Source organism: Blautia segnis (assembly GCF_014287535.1).
Lineage (GTDB): Bacteria > Bacillota > Clostridia > Lachnospirales > Lachnospiraceae > Blautia_A > Blautia_A acetigignens.
This window is the reverse complement of record NZ_JACOOT010000010.1, coordinates 113811-137123: the sequence shown is the minus strand read 5'-3', so window position 1 is coordinate 137123 and position 23313 is coordinate 113811. Positions and strand designations below refer to the sequence as shown.

General features: G+C 44.2%; 23 protein-coding genes. 6 read left to right on the top strand and 17 right to left on the bottom strand.

Annotated elements, in window-relative coordinates; all coding sequences use genetic code 11:
* Positions 1 to 41 precede the first annotated feature (41 nt).
* The 9 genes from rplW to murB all read right to left on the bottom strand — a co-directional run bounded on the left by rplW (position 42) and on the right by murB (position 6623).
* Positions 42 to 341, bottom strand: a complete 300-nt coding sequence (gene rplW, locus H8S54_RS04660; RefSeq protein WP_117852524.1) for a 50S ribosomal protein L23 — start codon at positions 339 to 341, stop codon at positions 42 to 44.
* Positions 341 to 961 carry a 50S ribosomal protein L4 gene (rplD, locus tag H8S54_RS04655; RefSeq protein WP_117852522.1) on the bottom strand — a complete coding sequence of 207 codons (621 nt, stop codon included), beginning with the start codon at positions 959 to 961 and terminating at the stop codon, positions 341 to 343. The genes rplW and rplD overlap by 1 nt, the downstream gene beginning before the upstream one ends.
* 21 nt (positions 962 to 982) lie before the next feature.
* The gene (rplC, locus tag H8S54_RS04650; RefSeq protein ID WP_117852520.1) at positions 983 to 1615 is read right to left on the bottom strand and encodes a 50S ribosomal protein L3; all 633 of its coding nucleotides are present in this window, start codon (positions 1613 to 1615) and stop codon (positions 983 to 985) included.
* Between the two features lie 80 nt (positions 1616 to 1695).
* Complete coding sequence (gene rpsJ / locus H8S54_RS04645; RefSeq protein WP_117852518.1) at positions 1696 to 2013, bottom strand: 30S ribosomal protein S10; 318 nt, start codon at positions 2011 to 2013, stop codon at positions 1696 to 1698.
* Positions 2014 to 2432: 419 nt separating this feature from the next.
* A complete protein-coding gene (locus H8S54_RS04640) occupies positions 2433 to 3506 on the bottom strand; it encodes a hypothetical protein (protein ID WP_021924590.1) in 1074 nt (357 codons plus the stop codon).
* A 31-nt stretch (positions 3507 to 3537) separates the two neighbouring features.
* The gene (locus tag H8S54_RS04635) at positions 3538 to 3792 is read right to left on the bottom strand and encodes an HPr family phosphocarrier protein (protein WP_021924589.1); all 255 of its coding nucleotides are present in this window, start codon (positions 3790 to 3792) and stop codon (positions 3538 to 3540) included.
* Positions 3789 to 4748, bottom strand: a complete 960-nt coding sequence (gene whiA / locus H8S54_RS04630) for a DNA-binding protein WhiA (RefSeq protein WP_173767373.1) — start codon at positions 4746 to 4748, stop codon at positions 3789 to 3791. Before whiA ends, H8S54_RS04635 begins: the two co-directional genes overlap by 4 nt.
* Positions 4749 to 4763: 15 nt before the next feature.
* Positions 4764 to 5642 (bottom strand): RNase adapter RapZ, encoded by an 879-nt coding sequence (gene rapZ, locus H8S54_RS04625; protein WP_117852482.1) that lies wholly within the window; start codon positions 5640 to 5642, stop codon positions 4764 to 4766.
* Positions 5643 to 5711: 69 nt separating this feature from the next.
* A complete protein-coding gene (gene murB, locus H8S54_RS04620; RefSeq protein ID WP_021924586.1) occupies positions 5712 to 6623 on the bottom strand; it encodes a UDP-N-acetylmuramate dehydrogenase in 912 nt (303 codons plus the stop codon).
* Between the two features lie 196 nt (positions 6624 to 6819).
* Here murB and H8S54_RS04615 point away from each other — a divergent pair, with 196 nt between their 5' ends.
* A complete protein-coding gene (locus tag H8S54_RS04615; RefSeq protein ID WP_021924585.1) occupies positions 6820 to 7239 on the top strand; it encodes a stage V sporulation protein AB in 420 nt (139 codons plus the stop codon).
* 6 nt (positions 7240 to 7245) lie between these two features.
* Here H8S54_RS04615 and H8S54_RS04610 read toward each other — a convergent pair whose 3' ends face one another.
* Positions 7246 to 8250, bottom strand: coding sequence for an AraC family transcriptional regulator (locus tag H8S54_RS04610; protein WP_186901025.1), 1005 nt, complete (start codon positions 8248 to 8250; stop codon positions 7246 to 7248).
* 160 nt (positions 8251 to 8410) lie between these two features.
* On the opposite strand from H8S54_RS04610, the gene H8S54_RS04605 reads away from it, so the two are divergent.
* From H8S54_RS04605 to H8S54_RS04590, 4 genes are read left to right on the top strand one after another with little or no spacing between them, the layout of a single operon-like run.
* Positions 8411 to 8881, top strand: coding sequence for a SpoVA/SpoVAEb family sporulation membrane protein (locus tag H8S54_RS04605; protein ID WP_021924583.1), 471 nt, complete (start codon positions 8411 to 8413; stop codon positions 8879 to 8881).
* Positions 8878 to 9957, top strand: coding sequence for a stage V sporulation protein AD (locus H8S54_RS04600; RefSeq protein WP_117852477.1), 1080 nt, complete (start codon positions 8878 to 8880; stop codon positions 9955 to 9957). The genes H8S54_RS04605 and H8S54_RS04600 overlap by 4 nt, the downstream gene beginning before the upstream one ends.
* A 23-nt stretch (positions 9958 to 9980) precedes the next feature.
* Positions 9981 to 10337 carry a stage V sporulation protein AE gene (spoVAE, locus tag H8S54_RS04595; protein ID WP_117852474.1) on the top strand — a complete coding sequence of 119 codons (357 nt, stop codon included), beginning with the start codon at positions 9981 to 9983 and terminating at the stop codon, positions 10335 to 10337.
* A gap of 21 nt (positions 10338 to 10358) precedes the next feature.
* Complete coding sequence (locus tag H8S54_RS04590; protein ID WP_117852471.1) at positions 10359 to 10976, top strand: stage V sporulation protein AA; 618 nt, start codon at positions 10359 to 10361, stop codon at positions 10974 to 10976.
* 81 nt (positions 10977 to 11057) lie between these two features.
* On the opposite strand, the gene H8S54_RS04585 is transcribed toward H8S54_RS04590, so the two are convergent.
* On the bottom strand, positions 11058 to 12602 hold the full coding sequence (locus tag H8S54_RS04585; RefSeq protein WP_186901024.1) for a fibronectin type III domain-containing protein: 1545 nt from the start codon (positions 12600 to 12602) through the stop codon (positions 11058 to 11060).
* 154 nt (positions 12603 to 12756) lie between these two features.
* Entirely contained in the window at positions 12757 to 13035 is a 279-nt protein-coding gene (locus tag H8S54_RS04580; RefSeq protein ID WP_021924578.1) for a helix-turn-helix domain-containing protein, read from the bottom strand.
* A gap of 229 nt (positions 13036 to 13264) precedes the next feature.
* On the opposite strand from H8S54_RS04580, the gene H8S54_RS04575 reads away from it, so the two are divergent.
* Positions 13265 to 14551, top strand: a complete 1287-nt coding sequence (locus H8S54_RS04575) for an O-acetylhomoserine aminocarboxypropyltransferase/cysteine synthase family protein (RefSeq protein WP_186901023.1) — start codon at positions 13265 to 13267, stop codon at positions 14549 to 14551.
* 62 nt (positions 14552 to 14613) lie between these two features.
* On the opposite strand, the gene H8S54_RS04570 is transcribed toward H8S54_RS04575, so the two are convergent.
* The 5 genes from H8S54_RS04570 to H8S54_RS04550 all read right to left on the bottom strand — a co-directional run bounded on the left by H8S54_RS04570 (position 14614) and on the right by H8S54_RS04550 (position 23168).
* On the bottom strand, positions 14614 to 15681 hold the full coding sequence (locus H8S54_RS04570; protein WP_173767361.1) for an alpha/beta hydrolase: 1068 nt from the start codon (positions 15679 to 15681) through the stop codon (positions 14614 to 14616).
* A 14-nt stretch (positions 15682 to 15695) separates the two neighbouring features.
* The gene (locus tag H8S54_RS04565; protein WP_186901022.1) at positions 15696 to 17144 is read right to left on the bottom strand and encodes an MFS transporter; all 1449 of its coding nucleotides are present in this window, start codon (positions 17142 to 17144) and stop codon (positions 15696 to 15698) included.
* Positions 17145 to 17153: 9 nt separating this feature from the next.
* A complete protein-coding gene (locus tag H8S54_RS04560; RefSeq protein ID WP_330600100.1) occupies positions 17154 to 19541 on the bottom strand; it encodes a beta-glucosidase family protein in 2388 nt (795 codons plus the stop codon).
* 125 nt (positions 19542 to 19666) lie between these two features.
* Complete coding sequence (locus tag H8S54_RS04555) at positions 19667 to 20077, bottom strand: hypothetical protein (RefSeq protein ID WP_186901020.1); 411 nt, start codon at positions 20075 to 20077, stop codon at positions 19667 to 19669.
* 16 nt (positions 20078 to 20093) lie between these two features.
* Positions 20094 to 23168: a glycoside hydrolase family 3 C-terminal domain-containing protein gene (locus H8S54_RS04550; protein WP_021924572.1), complete on the bottom strand. Its 3075-nt coding sequence runs from the start codon at positions 23166 to 23168 to the stop codon at positions 20094 to 20096.
* Positions 23169 to 23313: the final 145 nt, after the last annotated feature.

Here is a 23313-nt window from a genome sequence, read left to right as displayed (position 1 = left end):
ATTTGTTCTCACGCTTTTGAATGCGTATAAAGTGCTATCAATTAAAGGCCTTCGAAGATCTCGATGTCCTTGCTGTCCTCTGTAAGGGCAACGATAGCTTTTTTGGATTTAGCAGTTTTTCCAACTACCATTCCACGGCGTTTTTTCTTACCATCAAGATTCATGGTATTTACGCTCTTAACTTTTGTTCCATCGAACATTTTCTCAACAGCTTCTTTGATCTGAGCTTTGTTTGCTTCCGGATGAACAAGGAAAGTGTATTTCTTCTCACCCATAGCAGCCATGGATTTTTCAGTGATCACTGGTCTTTTGATCACGTCATAATATTTAATATCAGCCATTATGCGTATACCTCCTCGATGGATGCTACAGCGTCTTTAGTTACTACTACAGTACCGTGGCTCATAACATCATATACGTTGATGCCGTTAGCTGCTACTGTCTGTACGTTCTCGATGTTTCTTGCGGAAAGGATTACGTTCTTATCTTCCTCTGCTGTTACGATAAGAGCTTTCTCTGCTTTCAGGTTTGTAAGAACCTTCTGCATTTCTTTTGTCTTAGCTTCAGCAATTGCAAGGCTGTCAACAACTACGAATTTATTGTCCTGAACTTTGGAAGTCAGAGCGGATTTAAGAGCTGCTCTTCTTTCTTTCTTGTTCATTTTCACTTCATAATCTCTTGGAGTCGGTGCGAAAATAATTCCGCCGCCTGTCCACTGTGCAGCACGGATGGATCCCTGTCTTGCATGACCGGTTCCTTTCTGTCTCCACGGTTTTCTTCCGCCGCCGCTTACTTCAGAGCGAGTTTTCGCTTTCTGAGTACCCTGGCGTTTGTTTGCAAGCTGACGAACAACTGCAAGATGAACAAGATGCTCATTGATCTCAACGCCAAATACTGCATCGTTCAGCTCCATTGTTCCAACTTCATTGCCTTCCATATTATAAACAGTTACGTTTGCCATTTGTGTGCTCCTCCTTTCTTATTATAAGGACTTTACTGTCTCTTTGATTGTAACCAAGGATTTCTTAGGTCCTGGAACAGCACCTTTAACTAACAGTAAGTTATTCTCTGTATCTACGCGTACGATCTCAAGATTCTGAACAGTTACCTGCTCGCTTCCCATATGACCTGGCATGTGTTTTCCTTTGAATACCTTGCTCGGATCAGAACAAGCACCATTGGAACCTGCATGACGATGATATTTGGAACCGTGAGCCATAGGTCCTCTGGACTGTCCATGTCTCTTGATTGCACCCTGGAAACCTTTACCTTTGGAAACAGCTGTTGCATCGATGTGATCGCCAGCTGCAAAGATATCAGCTTTAATTTCCTGTCCTACTTCATATTCAGCAGCGTTCTCGAAACGGAACTCTTTTACGAATCTCTTAACTGCAACGCCTGCTTTTGCAAAGTGGCCTGTTTCCGGTTTGTTCACCAGTTTCTCTCTGATGTCGCCGAAGCCAACCTGAACTGCTGTATATCCATCGTTCTCATCTGTTTTAACCTGAGTTACAACACATGGACCAGCCTGTAAAACGGTTACCGGAATTAACATTCCATCTTCGTTGAAGATCTGAGTCATTCCGACTTTGGTAGCTAAAATAGCTTTCTTCATCTTTCTTCCTCCTATAGCGGATTGCCCTCTCGGGTAATCATATAATAAATAGCTAAATGCTTATGCATTTACAAGATTAATTATTTTGCCTTCATCTTGATGTCGATATGAACACCAGCAGGCATTTCCAGTCTGGACAGAGCATCAACTGTCTTCTGGGTCGGAGCAATGATATCAATCAGTCTCTTATGTGTTCTCTGCTCGAACTGCTCTCTGGAATCTTTATATTTGTGAACAGCTCTTAAGATTGTAACAACCTCTTTCTTAGTTGGAAGCGGAACTGGACCGCTAACTGTTGCACCATTCTTCTTAACAGTATCGATGATCTTTGCAGCAGATGCATCTACTAACTGATGATCGTAAGCTTTTAATGTGATTCTCATTACCTGATTTGCCATAAAAAAAGTCTCCTCCTATTCGTACTCACTATCAGTACGACAAGCGGCGACTGTACACATCTCCGTGTGTGTCCTAAAACACCTTCGTGCTTTGGTTCTTCACACACTCCCATCCCCTAGATGGCTATTGAACTTGTACAGTGACTTGTCGTCAGTTTCCTAACTTGACATTCGCTCCACGGAAAACCTGCCTTTCTGGCAGCAACCTCACGCTTCATTGCTATCATGTCACAGCAGATATTAGTATACACAAAGTTTTTACAGATTGCAAGTGTTTTTTTCAAAAAACCCAATTATTTTTTGTACTAATTTAAGTACAATCCAGTGATCGCCATCAGGGAATAAAATAGAAAAGAAGAGGCATTCTTTTCACCGAAATACCTCTTCTTTCCTATTATAATGAATATTATAATGATTAATTAATCTTCGTCTTCGTAATAGTCCTCATCGTCATCTTCATCATCTGTAAAAATATCAGAGTAATCAAACAATGTGACCTTGGTGATCTCGTCCTTCACGATGTCAGGAGCGTCTCCCTCTTTCTTCGCCTTGGCTGCAAGCTGTGCCGGTGAATATCTGGGGATTGCCAGTTTCTTGATCTCTACTGGCTCTTCCGCCTCTTCCTCGATCACTTCCGGTACTGCTCTTTTCTTGGGCGCAGCTTTTCTGGTCTGTGCTGCTGGCTTGGCAGACCTTCTGGCTGGTCTATGGTCCTCAGCAGTGGCTGCTGCGATTTCCTTCTTCAGAAGCTCATGCGCTTCGCTTGTAGCACTCTGCACAGCTCTCTGCGGACGTTCATCCTCTTCTGTATCGAAATCATCCTCATCGATCTCATCTACAAAACCGCCGGTGCGGATCTTGCGTTTCTCTTTCTTGCTGCGTTTGCTCTCAGCCTTGATCTCACGTTCCTCGTCACGGTACTCACGCTCTCTGCGCTTCTCTTCCCGTTTCAGTTCCTTGCGGCTCTTCACATATCCAGGCTCTGTGTCATCCGGGTAATCATCATAGTCATCATCCGGATCTTTCTTCCACAGCTCTGCGATCACATAGAGAATTACCAGGAACAGGACAACAAGTCCCAGAACGATCAGTCCCTCAATGCTCTTGGTAGCCGCCATCAGATAACCGATAAATGGGATCGTAGCAACGATCTTCGGAAGGTAGCTTCCAATTGCTACGTTAATCGGCTCTCCCTGTGAAACAGTAGGGTCCATGGCAGTTCCTGTGCCATTCTCCACATCAGCACTTGCAAGTGTATAACGATATACAGCATTGTCTTCGTCATTTACAAGGATCGGTGTACCCAGAGCTGCTTCTTCTGTTTTAACCGGAATTGCATATGTAACAGATCCCATTGCAAGATTGGACTCGATTGTGGAGTCGTCCCGAATTTCGGTAGTCACTCCGAAGAACGGAGGCACCGCTAATGCAACTACGCAAAGTATGGTGCATATCACAACAAAATGTACAATAAATTTTAGAAATTTAGACATTGGTAACCATCCTCACTTTTTATAGCATCCTTTACTGGTTGCTTAAGTACTGTTCAATACTGCTCATGGCAGCATCTTCATCTTCTCCGTTAGCTGAAAGTGTAATTTCCTCACCAGCATCCAGTCCCAGTGTCATCATGCCCATGATACTCTTGGCATTGACTTTCTTCTTGCCTACTTCAACGTAAATCTCACTGTTGAACTGGCTTGCCACCTGTACAAGCTGTGCAACTGGTCTGGCTTCAAGTCCTGTGGACAGGTGAATGGTGATTGGCTTTTTGATCATAATAACTCCTCCTTGTTTTCCCTCAGATCATCCGCGAGCAGGCTTAGCTTACGAAGTCGATGATTTACTCCGGATTTCCCGACCTGTGGGTTCAACATCAATCCTAATTCTTTAAGTGTTGCTTCCGGATACTGCAGCCGCAATCTTGCGATCTCTTCAAGTCCTTCACTCAGACTCTCCAGGCCCACCTTTTCCTCAAGCAGTCTGATATCTTCGATCTGCTTCACAGCCGCATTAACCGTTTTGTTGATATTTGCAGTCTCACAGTTGACCTTTCGGTTCACAGAATTACGCATTTCCTTCAGGATGCGGATATTCTCCAGATCCATCAGGGCCACATTTGCTTCCATGATAGCCAGCATATCCACAATCTGTGCACCTTCCTTCACATAGAACACATAGGACTTCTTGCGAAGCACGATCTTGGCATCTATGTGAAAGCTCCGGACGATTTCCTGTAACTGCACGCCAATCTCCTGGCTGGGACATACAATCTCAAAATGATATCCCTTCCTTGGATCACTGATGGATCCCGCACAGAGAAAGGCTCCGCGTACAAACGCCCTTTTGCAGCAATCCCGCTGATATACAATGGAATTAGATACGAATGGCATTCCTCCGCTGATTCCCGAAATTTCCAGTTTCAGAGAGTCCAGTATTTCCTTGATCAGAGCCTGATCGGTAACGGAAATACAGGAAAGATTCCCCCTTCTGAAACAGTCGGTCCGGGAATTTGATACATCTGTCTCTATATTAAATGTTTTTTGCAATAATGTAAAGCTTTTTCTTGCAAGTGCCTCATTTTCTGTCTGGATACGGAGGAAAAATTTCCCATCTGATCCAGTGCCCAGGCTGCCGCAGAAAGTGAAAATCGCAGCCAGTTCTGCAATCTTACAGTGCCTTCCGGTGCCTATATGCCTGGAAAGTTCTTCTTTCACCATCCCTGAAAAAGACATTTCCAAAACTCCTTTTTATTTTTTCAGCAGACGATCCTTATCCACATCCCTGTGCTCCAGCCGGAAACCGTATTCCCCGTTTCGGGCAATTCTGCTGTACAGCTCTCTTGCAATGGTAACAGAACGATGCTTGCCGCCTGTACATCCAATGGCGATCACAAGACTTGTTTTGCCTTCCTGGGCATACTTGGGAATGAGAAACTCCGTCATATCCTCCAGCTTGTTTGCAAAAATCCTTGCAGTCTCATTGTCCATTACATAATTAAAAACGCTCTCATCCATACCCGTCAGCGGCCGCAGCTCATCCTCGTAATATGGATTTGGAAGAAAACGGACGTCAAACACCAGGTCTGCATCTGCCGGGATTCCGTATTTGAATCCAAAGGACAGCACCGTAACCATCATATTGCAGAACTTTTCGTCATTTACAAAAATCTTCTCGATTTCCTGACGAAGCTCTCTGGTGAGCAGATGAGTGGTATCAATGATGTAGTCCGCTCTTTTCCGAAGAAATTCCATTTTCTGGCGTTCCAGCCGGATCCCGTCATCCACTCTTCCGGAAGCGGCAAGGGGATGACTTCTTCTGGTCTCCTTGTATCTCTTTACAAGCACGGAATCCTCCGCATCCATGAAAAGAATCTCAAAATCATATCCGGCTTCCTTCATGTGATCCAGAACCTGTGCCAGTTCTTCCAAGGAGCGTCCGCTTCTTGCGTCAATTCCAAGTGCCGCATTCTGCACGCCTTCCTCATGCACCTCCAGCATCAGTGAAGCAAATTTCTCCACCAATGGAATGGGAAGATTATCCACACAGAAATAGTGGGCATCCTCCAGCATTTTCAGCACGGTAGACTTACCAGCACCGGAAACGCCTGTAACTATTACAAATCGCATATCTTATCTCCTGATGGGACAAATTTTTATTTCGTCCTGAAACATAAATTTCTGGCCTGAATTTCTCAGTCAGAATTCTCCAAGAAACTTCACTTCCGGCTCCAGTGTCACGCCAAACTTTTCTCTGACAATCCGCTGTACATCTGCCATCAGCCTGCATACATCTTCTGCGGTGGCATTTCCTGCATTGATCACAAAGCCGCAGTGCTTCTCGGAAACCTGGGCACCGCCTACCTGATATCCCCGAAGTCCGCTGTCCATGATCAGCTTGCCTGCAAAATATCCCTCCGGTCTTTTGAAGGTGCTGCCTGCACTTGGATAGGAAAGGGGCTGCTTGCTGCTTCTCATGCCTGCCAGCTCCTGCATCCGGCTGCGGATTGCTTCCGGATCTCCCTTCGCAAGAGAAAGCACGGCCTCCAGAACAATATAGCCGGCTTCCTTTACAACGCTGGTCCGATATCCCATGTGAAGCTCATCTGCCTGCAAAGTAAGAATCTCACCTTCCGGTGTCAGAACCGTCACTTCCTTCAATACATCCTTCATCTCTCCGCCGTAAGCACCTGCATTCATCACAACAGCACCGCCTAAGGTTCCCGGAATTCCGCCGGCAAACTCAAAACCGGTAAGAGATGCATCTCTTGCCGCTGCCGCAATTCCGGATAAAAGAGCACCCGCCTGGGCATGAATTTCCTCCCCGGAAACCGTAATCTTCCCAAAGCCGCGATACAGCTGTACCACTACGCCGCGGTATCCCTTATCACTTACCAGAAGATTGCTCCCGTTTCCAAGTATAAAATAAGGAGCCTTCTCTTCCCTGCAGATTTTCAGGACTTCTGCGATCTCATCCACTGACTTCGGTACCACGAACAGATCTGCCGGGCCGCCAATGCGAAATGTGGTGTGTCTGCTCATAGACTCCGCTTCCAGAACCTGCTCCTTTTCCAGAACCGTCTGAAAACGCTGTTTTATTTTTTCATTCACAGATTTACATCCTCTATCTTTCTAACTGATTTCATAAGGTTAAGAATAAATTATTCCATCTGTGCAGCAACGTGATTCTTCCCATTGCCGCATCGTTCTATTATACTATCTAACTGCCCAAATGTACAGGAAAAACGTATATTTTTCAACATTCTTTCTATACTAATAAATGTTCCACAGAAAGGAGATATCCATCATGTTTCAGCAGATTTTTCTGGCAGTCATCGGCTTCTGTGCAGGAGTCATTATCGCAGGCGGTGTAGTGGGCCTTCTCATCGGTCTTTCCATTGTGCCAAGATACGCCGGCGTTACCCACACAGGAAAACACATATTATTATATGAAGATATTACGCTGCTCGGAATTGTTTTCGGCAATCTTTTCTTTCTATATCGCTGGCCCATTCCAGGGGGCATGGTGTTTCTTGGCCTTTGCGGACTTTTCTCCGGCATTTTCCTGGGGGGATGGATCATGGCACTGGCCGAAATGGCAGATGTCTTCCCCATCTTTTCCCGAAGGATCAAGCTGACAAACGGGATCCGCCTGGTGGTGATCGCCGTAGCCCTGGGAAAAGCACTAGGCTCTTTGTATTACTTTTATCAAAGATGGTTTCCGTAAACTTTCCTATAACAAATAGGAGGGAACATTCTTGCCCTTTGCAGCTGCGCCGGACTTCTTCGGCGCTTTTTCTTCTCCCTGATCCTGATTTGCTGCCGCTACCGGGCATTCTTCGTTAATCCCCTTGTACCACTTCCGGTAATCCGCAGGGGAGCATCCCATCTCCTTGCGGAAAGTCTCGGAGAAATAGCTTGCTCCAGCGAACCCATTGGCAGATGCAATCTCGCCCATGGAGGCCGTCTTGTCGATCACTGCATCCATGCTGTTCCAGATCCTGCATTTCTGGAGATATTCAAATGGGGTCATGCTCATATGTTTCTTAAAGAACCGGCAGAAATCTCCGGTGCTTACCTGGCATGCCTCCGCCATTCCCGCAAGGGTCAGCTTCTCATTGCAGTTTGAAGCCAGGTATCCGGTCATGCGGTTTAACTTTGTGCGCTCACGGATCACTGCATTTTTGCAGGATGGGGCAAGCTGAATGAATTTTTTGTAAAGACTTCCCCACGCAGTGAACATCCAGCTCTTCATGTCCAGCTCATAGGCCAGGTCTCTTCCAGCTGCAGTCTGCGCTGCTGCCAAAAGTGCCTGCAAAAGGATATCCTCATCTGTGTCTTCCTCTTCTGATGGCACGAATCTGCAATACGCAAAAGCCTCTGCCTCTGCCACAGGTGCAAGGTATTTCTCCCGAAGGCTCTCATCTCCTGCCGCCAGATAGCCTGCTGAAACTTCAATTACATAAAACCGACATCTTTCATTCCGGCTGGAGATCAGGCGGTAAGACTGATTCGCGTTGATAAACAACGCTTCCCCTGCCTGTAAGTCTGTTCTCTCCTGGTTTATCTGGCACTGCATTTGTCCCTCTTCGGCCAGAATAAAAGTAAAAAACTCCCCCTTTATACATGGCATATGTCCAAATTCAGGAGAAAGCAGCTCCAGCTGGCGTATCCGGATCTTTTCCTCGGATTCCTCTGTCAGAAGCTGCGCCCCTTTTCCTATATAATATTTTCCCATAAGGCACCTCTTTTCTTTTGTCCATAACAATACTAACATCATATTATAATTCCGCTGAAAAAGAAAGTATATTTTACATCTTTTTTCACATACTAACTGTAAATTCCATAACAATCTTATCCGCAGCAACTTTACATTTCCGTATACACAGGAGGCAGCAATGAATCAAGAACAGCAAAAAGAACAGCAGAAAAAATATGCCGATTATGTAAAAGAGGTCACACCGACTCACAGCCTGCCGCTTAACATGGCAAAAGCCTTTCTCACAGGCGGCCTGATCTGCGTTCTGGGACAGATCATAACAAATTTCGCAAAGTCACAGGGGCTGGATCAGGAGATGGCAGGAACCTGGTGTTCTGTTACCCTGGTTTTCATCAGCGTCATTCTCACCGGATTTAATCTTTATCCCAAAATCGGCAAATTCGGCGGCGCCGGAAGTCTGGTTCCCATCACCGGATTTGCCAACTCCGTGGCAGCACCTGCCATTGAATACAAAGCCGAGGGACAGGTTTTCGGAATCGGCTGCAAGATCTTCACCATTGCAGGGCCGGTTATCCTCTACGGAATCATGAGTTCCTGGGCCGCCGGAGTGATCTACTATATTCTGAAAATCATGGAGGTGATCTCATGAACACACAATCCCCCGCCAGACTTGCCGGCTCCGCCAGCATTGCCTTTCAGACTCCGGTTTATATTTCCAGCTGCGCATCCGTCGTTGGAAAAAAAGAAGGGGAAGGTCCCCTTGGAGATAAATTTGATCTGATCTGCGAAGATCCTATGTTTGGATGCGATACCTGGGAAGCAGCGGAAAGCACCATGCAAAAAGAAGCCGCCTCACTGGCTCTTGGAAAAGCAGGCCTTGCGCCAGGCGATATCCGCATGACCTTTGCCGGAGACCTTCTTGCCCAGACCACAGCTTCTTCCTTTGGCATTGCAGGTATGGGCATTCCTTTTTACGGACTTTTTGGTGCCTGCTCTACCATGGGGGAATCCCTTTCCCTGGGAGCCATGTCCATTGCCGCCGGATATGGAGAGCATATTTTATGCGCCACCTCCAGCCATTTTGCCAGCGCGGAAAAAGAATTCCGCTTTCCTCTGGCTTACGGTAACCAGCGCCCCCTTTCTGCCACCTGGACGGTAACCGGAAGCGGTGCCTGTGTTCTCTCTGGCGCACTGCCCCAGGAAGAAATCCCCCGGAAAACAAAACCTCTTCTCTCGGACAAGGGCTGCGTGCAGATTACCGGTCTTACCACCGGAAAGCTGATCGACTACGGACTTAAGGATTCCCTGAACATGGGCGGCTGCATGGCGCCTGCTGCCTGTGATACCATCTACCGGAATCTGTGTGATTTTGACAGAACACTGGAGGATTACGATGCGATTTTCACAGGCGACCTGGGGGCTGTGGGACAGAAAATTCTGTTTGATCTTCTGATGGAAAAAGGGTACGACATCCAGTCCATTCACCAGGACTGCGGACTTCTGATTTTTGACGGGGAGACACAGGATACGCACTCGGGAGGAAGCGGCTGCGGCTGCAGTGCATCTGTTCTTGCCGCCCACATTTTGCCGGAGCTTGCCAAAGGGACCTGGAAACGGGTGTTATTTGTTCCCACCGGGGCACTGCTCTCCAAAACAAGCTTTAATGAAGGCGATTCCATTCCGGGAATTGCCCATGCAGTGGTGCTGGAACATTGTCCTGTTTAATTCTTAGAAACGGAGGTTACACTATGGATTATTTCAATGCATTCTGGGTAGGCGGGCTGATCTGCGCCCTGGTCCAGATTCTGCTGGATAAAACAAAGCTGATGCCCGGCCGGGTTATGGTACTGCTGGTGTGTACCGGTGCCATCTTAGGAGCTGTGGGCATTTACCAGCCGCTGATCGATTTTGCAGGAGCCGGAGCTTCGGTGCCTCTTCTTGGATTCGGCAATACCCTTTGGAAGGGACTGAAAAAAGCCATCGACCAGGATGGCTTTATCGGACTTTTCACCGGAGGCTTCACTGCCTGCGCAGCCGGAATTTCCGCCGCACTTATTTTTTCCTATCTGGCCAGCTGGGTATTTAAGCCTAAGATGAAAGAATAATACAACTGGAGGTACTTTTCCATGAGCGATACCCTTTACATTCAGACAGAACAAAACGTGGAGGTTCATCACCCCCACGTTTATTTACAGGACATTGCCAAACTCTCCTGCAGCAATGCCAAAATATTAAACCGCCTGCGCGTAATGCCGGTAGCCAATCTGGACCCGGATAAGCCAGGACGCTACGTGATCTGTGCCATGGACTTAATCAAGGACATCCAGCAAAAGGAACCGGACCTGGACATCACCAACATTGGAGAGCCTACCTTCATCATCACTTATCAGAAGGAAGGCAGCGTCAATGTTGTTCTCAGATGGTGCAAGGTGATCTTCGTGTGTCTCGCCACCTTTTTCGGCGCAGGCTTTTCCATTATGACCTTTAACAATGACGTAGATGTCCCGGCGCTTTTTGAGCAGATCTACACTCAGGTCACCGGGCAGGCAACAGACGGCTTTTCTGTTTTGGAGGCTTCTTATTCCATCGGGATTGGGTTTGGCGTTCTGTTCTTCTTCAATCACTTTGGAAAAATGAAACTTACAGATGACCCCACACCTATGCAGGTACAAATGCGCCTTTACGAAGATGACGTAAATACCACCATCATGGAGGACGACTCAAGAAATTCGGAAAATAAATAACTATCTTCATACTTTGCCGGATCACAGAGAACACCATACATTAAAGCAGCTCCCATGATTCTTCATCATGGGAGCCTCTTTTTAACCCTCGTGTCCCTGGGTTTCCATAATATAATCTTTGCCATCCATTGTGATGATCGTGCACACATGCCCTCCGCAAAATGCAGAGCCGAAATGGTAATAGACATCACCGTAGCCTTTTTCGTAGTCATACTGAGGACCTACAAAACGGTATCTTGCAGTAAGTCCCAAGTCTCTGGCTGCATACAGAAGCGCCTGTGCGCCTGCATTACACATCACGCCATCGGTTGTGTAGGTATAATTGTCATAAATGTATTTCTTTATGGCAGTTAATTTTTCCATCACAGTCATGCCGCTTGTCCAGGCTTTCTGCTCAAGTTCATTCATCCATTTCCGGTATTTTACCACTTTGCTGTCTGCCCCTGTTACGGTTACCTGGCAGGTTCTAAGCAACGTATTTTTGTAATAAACACTTACTGGAAAAGTACCGGCCTGCAGCTGATTGTAAATTTCAACTCTGTGTTCCAGATACATTTCCGGCTCATAAGAAGTCTTTATATAAGCAACCATGTTTTTCCAGTCTGATACATAATAATCAGATTCATATTCGGTTCCATAACCTAAATGCAGATTTGGTGTTGCCGGGGAACAAAGCTGCTGTGCATTTCCATTTGCAATTTTATAGGTAATATCTGTCGGCTTAATTGTACTTTTCGGAATAACTGACAGGCATTCCATATCATCGCCTACTATTGCTGTTTCGGGAAAATAACTCATATCAAAGGTTACGCCATGGGCTGTCACTGTGTTTGCTGACGGAGCCTGGGTTGGAATCGGAGTTGCCGTCGGCTGCGGCGTTGGCGGAACTGTTGGCTTTGCTGCAGGTTTGGCAGGCACTTTTACCGTAATGCCTTTTGCATCATAAGAGCCCCACTTTTTTGAGGAACTGTTGTAGGCTCTGACTGTGTACACATATTGGGTTCCAGCTATTAATGCGGCACTTTTGCTGCTTTTATGCACGTAGCTTCTCAGACTGCCCTTTACGTCGGTAACCCTGGTCCAGTTCTTTGCATTTGCCTTCTTGTAGTAGATTCGGTAGGAAGAGGCATTGGAAGTTTTGTTCCAGGTTACCGTTACCTTATTGTACTCATTTGCCTTTACAGAAACCAGCTTCACTTTGCCCGGCACAATGGGAACTGTCACGCCTTTTCCATTTTTATCGTATGTACCCCATTTGCGGCTTGTCTTATTGTAAGCCCTTACCGTGTATACATATTTCTTTCCGCCTGCCAGAGGATTCCTGCTATTAGAAGTATGGGTATAGCTTGTTTTCCCGGAACTCACATCTGCTATTGCTTTCCAGGACCTGGCACCAGACTGCTTATAGTAAATCCGGTACTTCGTAGCATTCGAAGCTTTTTTCCAATTAATGGTTACCTTGTTGTTTCCAATCATTTTCACACTGGTAATATTCACTTTGCCGGGTGTTTTCACTCCTGCTGCCTGTACAGACACCGCCGGAATTCCCATCAGCAGCACTGCCAGAAGCGCCAAAAACAGTGAGTAAAACGGGCAGGAAGTGACTTTCCTGCAATTTTCCTTCATACATTTTCACCTCGTTTAATAAAAATCCATTTAACGTCATTTTACACCCATTTGCTCAAATTGCCAATTGCAACAATGTCAGTAATATCAAATAATTTCCACTAACAAAAATATTCTTCAGCTGTAACTCACCATGGCTCTACTATCCGGTAAACTATCTGCTTTCATTTATTACCTCCTGAATATTTCTGTACGGTACCTGGGAAAAAATGTTCCGCAGTTCGTCTGCCATATCAAGTGCCATGGCAATTTTAGTCAGAGCCAGCAGGGAAATCTGTCCGCTGGTTTCAAAACGTTTTATGGAACCGTAGCTTACACCGCTTAAATCAGCCAGCTTCTGCTGGGAAATCTTGCGGCGTTTTCGTATTTTGCGCACTCGCAGTGCCAAATTTTTATCAAGTTCCTCAGCTGTTTCCCATATAAGCGCTTCCATCTTTTCTCTCCTTTTACAGATAATATTTTATCCAATTTAATATATTTTATGCATTAATATACAATATTTTATCTATAAAAAATCATACCACACAATGCGTGTAACGGCAACGAAAATGTCTACCCACCATTGCCAAATCCCACTAAAGATGGTACTATATTCCTATGTGATTGCTCCCTGTGAACATTTTTGCACAGGGAGCTTATTTTACCAGATGAGGAGGTACATAATGAACGATTACAGAATGGGAACAAAATGTGTGCAGGCAGGTTATAAGCCTGGAAATGGGGAGCCGAGACAGATTCCGATCATTCAGTCAACAACATTTAAATACGATACCAGCGAGGACATGGGCAAGCTGTTTGACCTTGAGGCAGAAGGATATTTTTATTCCCGCCTTCAGAATCCAACCAATGACCATGTAGCAGCCAAAATTGCAGCCATGGAAGGCGGCACAGCGGCTATGCTTACTTCTTCCGGACAAGCCGCTAACTTCATGGCTCTGTTTAATATCTGCGAATGCGGAGACCACATTGTGGCCTCTTCCTCCATTTACGGCGGAACCTTCAACCTGATTTCCGTCACTATGGCAAAGATGGGAATCACAGCAACCTTCGTTTCCCCAGACGCTACAGAAGAAGAATTAAACGCGGCATTCAAGCCGAACACCAAAGTCATGTTTGGAGAAACCATTGCCAACCCGGCACTGACAGTCCTGGATATTGAACTGTTTGCAAAGGTTGCTCATGCGCATGGGGTTCCCCTTGTAGTAGACAATACATTCCCCACACCAGTAAACTGCCGCCCGTTTGAGTGGGGTGCTGATATTGTTACCCACTCTACCACCAAGTATATGGACGGCCACGGTGCAGCACTTGGCGGTGCCATTGTAGACAGCGGTAATTTCGACTGGATGGCTCATGCTGACAAATATCCGGGACTTTGCACTCCGGATGAAAGCTATCACGGAATCACCTATGCTGAGAAATTTGGCAAAGAGGGCGCATTCATTACCAAATGTACTGCACAGCTGATGCGTGATTTTGGTTCTATGCAATCTCCCAATAATGCCTTTATCCTGAATCTTGGACTGGAGTCCTTACATGTCCGCATGCCGAAGCATGTAGAAAACGGCCAGGCCGTTGCAGAATTCCTGGAGAAGCATCCGAAGGTTGCCTATGTGAATTACCCGGGTCTTCCTTCCAACAAGTATTATAAAAGAGCTCAGAAATATCTGCCAAACGGCGGATGCGGCGTTGTTTCATTTGGCTTAAAGGGCGGACGCGAAGCAGCTTCCACTTTCATGCAGAACTTAAAGCTTGGTGCCATTGAGACACATGTCGCAGACGCAAGAACCTGCTGCCTGAACCCAGCCACCTCCACCCACAGACAGATGACCGACGAGCAGCTCATCGAAGCCGGCGTACCAGCCGAACTGATCCGCATCAGCCTTGGTCTTGAGGACAAAGAGGATTTGATTGCTGATATTTCAAATGCACTGGATGCAATTAAATAACTTTTCCATATACCAAAGGGCGGCCGGATTATTCCCGCCGCCCTTTTTTATGAAATCCCTATTTACATTTCCTTTTCCCAAAACGAAATTGCCTCGTCCATCCAGCCGTCTGCGTCTGTTCCGGCTCCGGTGCCGAAGCCGTGATATGCATGGTCGTAGGCGCGCACTTCAATGTCTTTGTCCAGATTCTTCATGATATCAATCGTCTTTTCGATATCCTTCACATTCTGTTCTCCAATAACCTTATCCTCTTTTACATAAGCAAAGAAGGTCGGCGGCTGTGTTCCATAGCATCCTGCAAAGTCCTCATCATACCAGCCGGAATATGCAAGCATTGCCGCTGCAGGAGACGGAAGCCCATACCTTTGGTAGCCATACTCATTATCCAGGCCCCATAGCTGCGAAAGCCTTCCGCCTGCCGAAAATCCCCAGACAGAATAATTCTCAGAAGACACCTGGAACTTATCCGCATGATCCAGAATATATCCCATTGCTTTTCCAAAATCCTGATTTGCAATCGCTTCCTGGCTTTTGATCAGCTCGTTCGTGGTTGTCTGTCCGGTTGCTACCCTGTATTGAAGAATAAATACATTATATCCTTCTTCATGAAGCTTTTGTGCCACCGGAAATCCCTCCCCAAAAGAACATACAGCAGTAAAGCCGCCGCCTGGTACCACAAAAGCAAAAGGTGCATTTTTTTCTCCGGGAATAAAAAATAATCCGCAAGCTTCAAGGGTCTGATCCTCTTTCATTTCTGCTTCAGAATAATAGCGGTAAAACACCTGCTGCTGATTTTCGCATACGTCTAGCATGAAATTAAACCCATTTATGATAGCTTTCGTATTATAGTGATTCATGTCACATACACTCCGAAGTGTCTGATACGGCATTACAAGACTGTTCCAACGATCCTTCCAGGGAATAATAAAATCAGAAAAATCAGAAAATGCCGGATGCTTTACAATATGTCCGAAAGAATTTTTCTCATTTATATATGCATACGTCTGGCTTCCATCTTTTGCAGTCTGATAGTAGCTGCCGTCTCTTCCGATAAAATAATTTCCTGCCGCAGCCAGTCCCCCAAGTACAATCACGCTTACTGTTATTTTCACAATTTTTCCAGCTTTCATAATACTTTTCCCTCTCAAGAATGTTGCTCTTCCTTTAATTTCTTCTCCACTGTAAAGAAAAAAATCAGAATTGCACATATAAAATAAGCCGCTGTCTCTGCTCCAATGTAGCTTACAGATATTACACTTCTCACGCCTGTATTCTGTGCTGCCGCCCCCATTGCAATATCAGCAGTCTGATCATATCCTGCCCAGTTAAGCAAAGCACTGAAAACCGCATTGCAAACAGGGGTTCCCGCAACTGCGATCGAGCTGTAAATCGACATGGTAAATCCATCTGTTCTGATAGAGTTTTTCTTCTCTATGTAATCTATAACATCAGATAACATTGCAAGAATCATATAGCATACCGGAGAGGAGCCAAGGCATTTTAAAGCCACGCCAACTGCCACCGGTATCATCTGATCTTTCCCAAGCAGTGCAATAACTCCGCCAATACCGCCAAATATCATTCCCGCCACACAAACATTTCTTTTTCCAAACTTATTGCAAAGAGGAATCACAACTACTGCCGCCATAGCCATTGGAACAGCTCCCATAATACTTAAAATTGACTGAGAAGCCCCCCACGCATCCGCTGTGCCCAAAAATGTATTATCAAGCACCCATTTACAAAAATAAGACATGGAACCATTTTTCATAGCTCCACTCCACTGAAACAGCAGATAGAACACCATGACAAGCCACCACATTTTCTCCCCTGCAGCTGCTTTTATCTGTTTTTTCACAGATATCCTCTCTTTTTCCAAATCAGAATCTTTTGCTGTTTTAAAAAGTTCTTCAGTCACTCTCTCCCGTGTATAACAATACTGCAGATAAATTGTAAATGCAGAGAAAACAGCAACTACAGCCATTGTACAGAACCATTTATACTGATTTTCTTTTAATGAAAAAGACACAAGCATTGGAAATGCCATAGAACCAATTCCCATTGCGCCAAGGCCTGCAATATTTCCAGCAGCTGCAAGTGTTCCCCTTTTCTGGCTGTTCCTTGTTGATACCGAAACCAGCACAGAATTCGCCGTACTGTAAATCGGATATGCCACACTGTAAAACAGATTATACGCAACTGCAATCCATATATATTTCATCGTCCCTTGAAATGGTACTACAAACATTAAAACAGAAGATACAGATATGGTGAATGCAGAAAGCAGGATCCACGGTCTTGCTTTCCCTGCCATACACTTCGTTCTCTCGATCAATTGGCCTACGATCAGATTTGCTGCGATAATAAAAATTGTAGACATCAGCTGCAATCCTGTCAAAAAACCAAGATTTAACCTTAATACATCTGTAAAGTAGTTCTGCAAAATACTGGTAAAAATTCCAGAAGACAGAACAGCTCCAAATGGTCCGATAAAATACCCTAATAAAATCTCCGGCATATTGACTTCTTCTCCGGTAATTTTGGATTGCGGAAGTTTACTGTCTTCAAAATTCTTATTCAAAATTTTAGCCATTTTTCAACCTCATTTTCTTGCAATAGCAGACCAGAGCATTTTCCCCAATCCAGTTAAAAGATGTCCATTCACGATTTTGACAAATCCATCCACCATTCCACTTGTAAAAATTCCATGAGTTGTATTGATCAGGCCTCTAAAAGGCATATTATAGAAAAATAATATATCCAGATTTGCTTCCCCCTTCTTTTCACTTTTTTTCATCATTTTATCAAGTATCCTATAAATGATTCTTCCAACTGTTCCCTTTGCATAATACAGCTGACAAAAAGCATCATTTTTTTCTAATTCACCATTCCATGCTCCATCTGGAATTTTATATCCAAGAAGTTTTTCATATGAATCATCTGAAACCTGCTCTACATGTCCTGTTTCGTACTCGCTAAGATGAACTTTGTATGGATTTTTGGCTCCTGTTCCTTTTTGATAAACGTTTTCCTGTAAAACACATTCTCTGGAATTTTTCGCTATCAGAATTTTATAGTTTCCTTCTTCAATTTCCCATTCTCCTGTTTGTACATTAAAATATGCAAATGTCCTTTCTTCAAATGGAATCTCAATTCTTCCTGTCTCTCCTGGCTTAAGAAATACTTTAGAAAATCCTTTCAGTTCATGCACAGGCCTGAAAACTTCCGGGGCTTCTTTCTCAATATAGAGTTGAGCAATTTCAGCGCCAGCAAAATTTCCCGTATTGGTAATACAAAAGCTTACTCCTTTTTCTGATACGCTTAAATCCGAATATGTAAAATCCGTGTAACTCAATCCGTATCCAAATGGAAAAAGAACCTCTTTTTTCACTGTATCATAGTAACGGTATCCAACGTATAAACCTTCCCTGTACTCGCTGTTTCTCTCTTTTCCCGGATAATAGGCATACGCCGGAGTATCTTCATAACAAATCGGGTAGGTTTCATTTAATTTTCCAGACGGATTTGTTTTTCCTGTAATCACATCCAACATTGCAGACGCGCCTGCCTGTCCGCCAAGGTAGCCGTGCACAACTGCTTTTACTTTTCGGATCCATGGCATTTCCACCACACTTCCGGCAGATACGATCACAACCGTTTCCGTATTCATTCCAGTAACTGCATTTATAAGTTCCAGCTGGTTTTGCGGCATTTTCATATGAACACGATCCATTCCTTCTGACTCACTTGCCTCGTCAAGCCCAACAAACAGTAATACTGTATCTGCCTCTGCTGCTGCCTTTTTTGCACACTCAAGCAGCCTGTGATCTGTCTTTTGGTTTCTGTGATATCCTGGTTCATATATTACTTTTTTAAAGGAATATCCATCTATAATGTCCATGATATTCTCTACTTTTGTTGGATTCACAAGAGAAGAGCCTGCGCCCTGATATCTTGCCTTCTCTGCAAACTCTCCTATTACCGCTACTGTTTTATTTTCGGACAAAGGTAAAATATTATCCTGATTTTTCAGAAGTACAATGCTTTGGGCAGCTGCTTTTCTTGCAAGCTTATGATGCTCTTCCGCATCAAAACTCTTTTTCCCCATTTCGACTAACTGATGAACCGGAAGCATTGTTGTCAAAATTTCATCAATACGTTTGTCCAGTATCTTTTCATCCAGTCTGCCTTTTTGCACAGCTCTTACCAGTTCTTTCGCTGTTGTTCCGGAATTTCCTGGCATTTCAAGATTACTTCCGCATCTTACGCCCTCTGTATGGTCGTTGCTTGCCCCCCAGTCAGATACCACAATTCCATGAAATCCGAATGTATCTCTTAATAATTTCTGCAATAAATCTTGGTTTTCGTTTGCATATACGCCATTTATCTGATTGTAAGAAGACATGATTGCCTTTGGGGCAGCTTTCTTCACTGTTGTCTCAAAAGCCGCTGTATATATTTCACGCAAAGTTCTTTCATCTACTACTGAATTATTTGACATTCTTCGAAGTTCCTGACTGTTAACGGCGAAATGCTTTGGGCATGCAGCCGGGCCTTTGCTCTGAATTCCTTTTACATAAGCAGCTCCCAGTTCACCTGCAAGATACGGGTCTTCACTAAAATATTCAAAATTTCTGCCGCAAAGCGGACTTCTCTTTATATTCATTCCAGGTCCCAGAATCATGTCTACTCCAAAAGAGACTGCTTCCTCTCCCAATGCTGACGCAACTTCCTCAGCCAGCTCTGGATCCCAGCTATTTGCAATTGTTGCAGCTGTTGGAAAACAAGTTGCAGCTTTACTTTTATTAATTCCCAGCCAGTCCCCCTGTCCTTCCTGGGTTCTCATACCATGAGGACCATCTGACAGAAAAAAGGCTGGTATCCCATATGCCTCAAAGTCATATGTTTTCCACATTCCCTTTCCACTTAACAGCAATGCCTTCTCTTTTAGTGTCATTTTATTTATAATATTTTTATTTTTTAATTCCACCTTATATCTCATCCTTTACCATAACATATCCAGATACAAAAGGCCTGGCAAAGATAAAACTGTATTATCATTGCCAGGTCTTTTTCGTCATTAAGCATTACCGGCTGCGTTCTCCCCGGTAATGTTTAAATTTCATTTTCCTCTACAATCCCGGTAAAACCTGCCGCAATATTTAAAATCATTGCAATTGCCACTACAGCCGCATAGATCACATACGACTGGATCTGGCTGAACTGATATAAGCCGGAAACTACATATCCAAATGCATCCAGCATAATACTGCAGCTGATAATAGCAGTAAGTGCAGTTACCACAGCATTAACAGGTCCAGCCCAGTTGAGAAGTTCTTTTGCGCCAGTCATTTTCATTCCGGCTAATACCAGTACAGCTACTATTGCCGGAATTACCGATAATCCATATACCATTCCCAACTGACTGAGAACTGTACGATAAATCAGCATACTCACCAGAGAAAGAACTGCTGCCGCCATGACCAGATAAAATCCAATCTTTTTTTCACCTGTTGTTTTTTTCATTCTGACTTCCTCCTTCTTATGCTTTCTTTAACTTTTTCGCATACACTACAATAAATAACAATGTCAGTAATGCCAGGAATGCGTCCACACCATAGAATGCCATCTGCCACCATGGAGTTACAGATTCCATTACACTTGTATTTGTAATTCCATTCATTGCATTGGATTTCACAAGATTATAAAGCCAGTATTTGATGTTCTGCTTTAAAGCTTCCTGGAAAGCTGTATCTTTTGCAATCTCTGCTTTTACATCTTCCATCAGTCCAATTTCAGAACTTGAATATGCAGAAGAGGTAAGTGCCATACCGCCGCCATTAAATACAATATCTCTCCAGTTCATATAGTCGGCACCATTGATCATATCTGTCACATAAGCGCCAGTAAAGCCCCATTCAGTTCTTGTAATTTGCTCCAAAAGACTCTTCTTGGCACCAGAATAATCAACTCCCATACGATTAAAGGCTGTCATAGCACCTCCGGCAATATTCTCTGCCATTGCTCCCTGGAAGCCTCTGAGTTCATTTTCCCTTGCAGCCTGCTCCGTAAAGAACACAGACATTCCGGAACGGTTTGTTTCCTGATGATTATAGGCAAAATGCTTTACTGCTGCTACAAGCCCCTTTGACTGGGCGCCCTTACAGATTGCTTTTCCAAGAATATTGGTAAGCATGGAATCCTCGGAATAGTACTCAAAGTTTCTTGCGCAGTATACTGCTCTGTGAAGGTTTAATCCTGGTGCATTGATAACACTGATGTTAGACCATAATCCATCTTCGCCCAGCAGTTCTCCCTCGCGTTCCAGAAGATCTGTGTTAAATGTCGCAGCTACCACTACCTCTGTTGGGAAACTTACCATGGAAGTATCTGCATTTTCATCATCCTCTGCTACATAAGTAGGCTCATCTGATAAATCCTTTGCCCATCTTGCACTATATCCTGCTACCTGATCATAAGAGAAGCCAATCGGTCCATCCTGTTCATATGTTCTCGGAAGAAATACGGAATCAATATTTTCAATGTCGTCACCGCCATACTCAATGAACTGAATGGCCTCGTCCAAAGACATCTGCTCAATAAGTTGATCCCACATAGGATCATTAAGATCAATCGCACCGGAATAATTTCCATTTTCATCGGTGATCATCATATCAATTAATTTCAGCCCGTTATCTTTATCCCAGGTTGTTCCTGAACCATTTTCCGTAAGTTCTGTTCTGCTGTTTCTAAGACCTTCCATCATCTCTTCTGTTGGAGTAATGCTTGTAACAGCGGTCCAGCCCTTGCGCCAGTCTGTTCTGGTTGTATATTCTACTGTGTCTTCAATGACTTTATTAATGTCACAATCCTGTAATGCATTCTGTACATTTGCAGAATATGTTTCCATATCTTTTGCTGCCAGATTCCATATCTGTACATTATCCGCATTGATCACAGCATCATCATTTACAGATACAAGCCCTTCCTCGGATCCTGTTTTCTTCGCAAGAACATTATTCAGTGCTTCATGGGCGCCATTTCCAAGAGCAAAATAATAGTCACCTTCATCCAGAACCCATGCACCAGCTGTTCCATCTGCTTTCACTGCGGTTTCGTCATAGCTCGCAAAATATGCAGGATTGATTTCAATTTCCACAGTTTCAGACTCTCCTGGTTCCAGAATCTGTGTTTTGGAAATTCCTGCCAGCTGAATTGCAGATTTTTCTACTCCTCCTTCTGTATAAGGAGCCTGTACATAAAGCTGTACTGCGTCTTTTCCAGCAGTATCCCCGGTATTGGTAACGGTTACAGTGGCTTTTCCCACACTTCCTGTCTGTACTTCTACTTTTTCCAGTTTCTGTTCAAAAGTAGTATAAGAAAGGCCATAGCCAAACGGATAACTTACTTCATCTGCATAATTCCATGCCTCTCCTGTGGAGGAACCTTCTGTGGTATCTGCATTTCCCTTTCCGAGAACACAATCTTCATAACGTGTTTCGTAATATTTGTATCCGTTATAAATTCCTTCTGACTCTACTTCAAACCAGTCTGCTTTATCGGTCTCGGTAAGTCCATCCTTTTCCCCGGAAACAGAACTGTTTGAATAAGTATAAATTCCAAAATTTACCATGGATGGAGCGGACAGAGAATTCACTGCATATGTATCGGAAATATGTCCGGAGGGATTCGCATCTCCGCAAAGTATATCTGCCACGCCAAGAAATCCATACATTCCAGGCAAACCGGTCCAAAGAATGGAATCAATCTCATCATCTTCCTTTAACTCTTCAATTTCAATGGGGTTATCTGAATTAATCAGCACAATGACTTTTGTACTGTGTTCCTTCGCAAGAGCGATCATCTGCCGCTCATAGTCGGATAACGCCAATGGCCGTTCAAAACTGTCGCCAGATGTTGTATTTACCATATTTGGTTCATAATCAGCTGCTTCTGAACTGTCTCGTGAAATTACAACAACAGCAGCCGTATCATCTGCACTTTTTAACAGTTCATCTGAATACTCACTTGCCGGAATCTCACCAATTGGATAATCTGTATTTACTTCATACATAGGACCAAATCCTGGTGTCAGACTATGTCCCGGCTGACCGAATCCGCCCATTCTCATATACTGTGCAGCTGTATCGCTTGAATAAAAATCAACCATATCCTGATTTACATCAAATTCTTTTTCTGCCAGAGCTTCTTCCAGTCCATAAAAGACTGCATCGTCCGGACCTGCAACAGAGGAACCAATTTCGCCTCCCAGAGTTGGCACATGGGAATTCATTCCCCACAATGTTACTTTTTCACTTGCTTTGTTAATGGGCAGCGCAGCATTGATATTTTTAAAAAGAACACTGCCCTCTTCACTGATTTCTTCGGCAAACTGTTTTTTTGCATCAATCAGATCCTGAACAGAGGAAAATTCCGAATCAAAATAAATGGAATCGCCCGTTCCATCTCCTTTTTCAACCAGCTTAAAACTGGATGTTCCAAGTTTTGAATTGATAAAATCCGCACGTGTGGATGCAACTGCTGTTGCGGCACCGCTTATTGCCAGAAGGGTAGCCGATAAGCCAGCCAGTCCGCGCATCACATTTTTCTGTTTCATAGATGAATCCTCCTTTTTCTTGTGTAAGCGGATTATATCACCTCAGAACCTGTTATATATTTTTTTGACGTAAACCATCTTTTTTTAGCGTAATCTAACATTCTATTCAATTACATTTTATTTCTCTCTATTTTTATTGTGCATT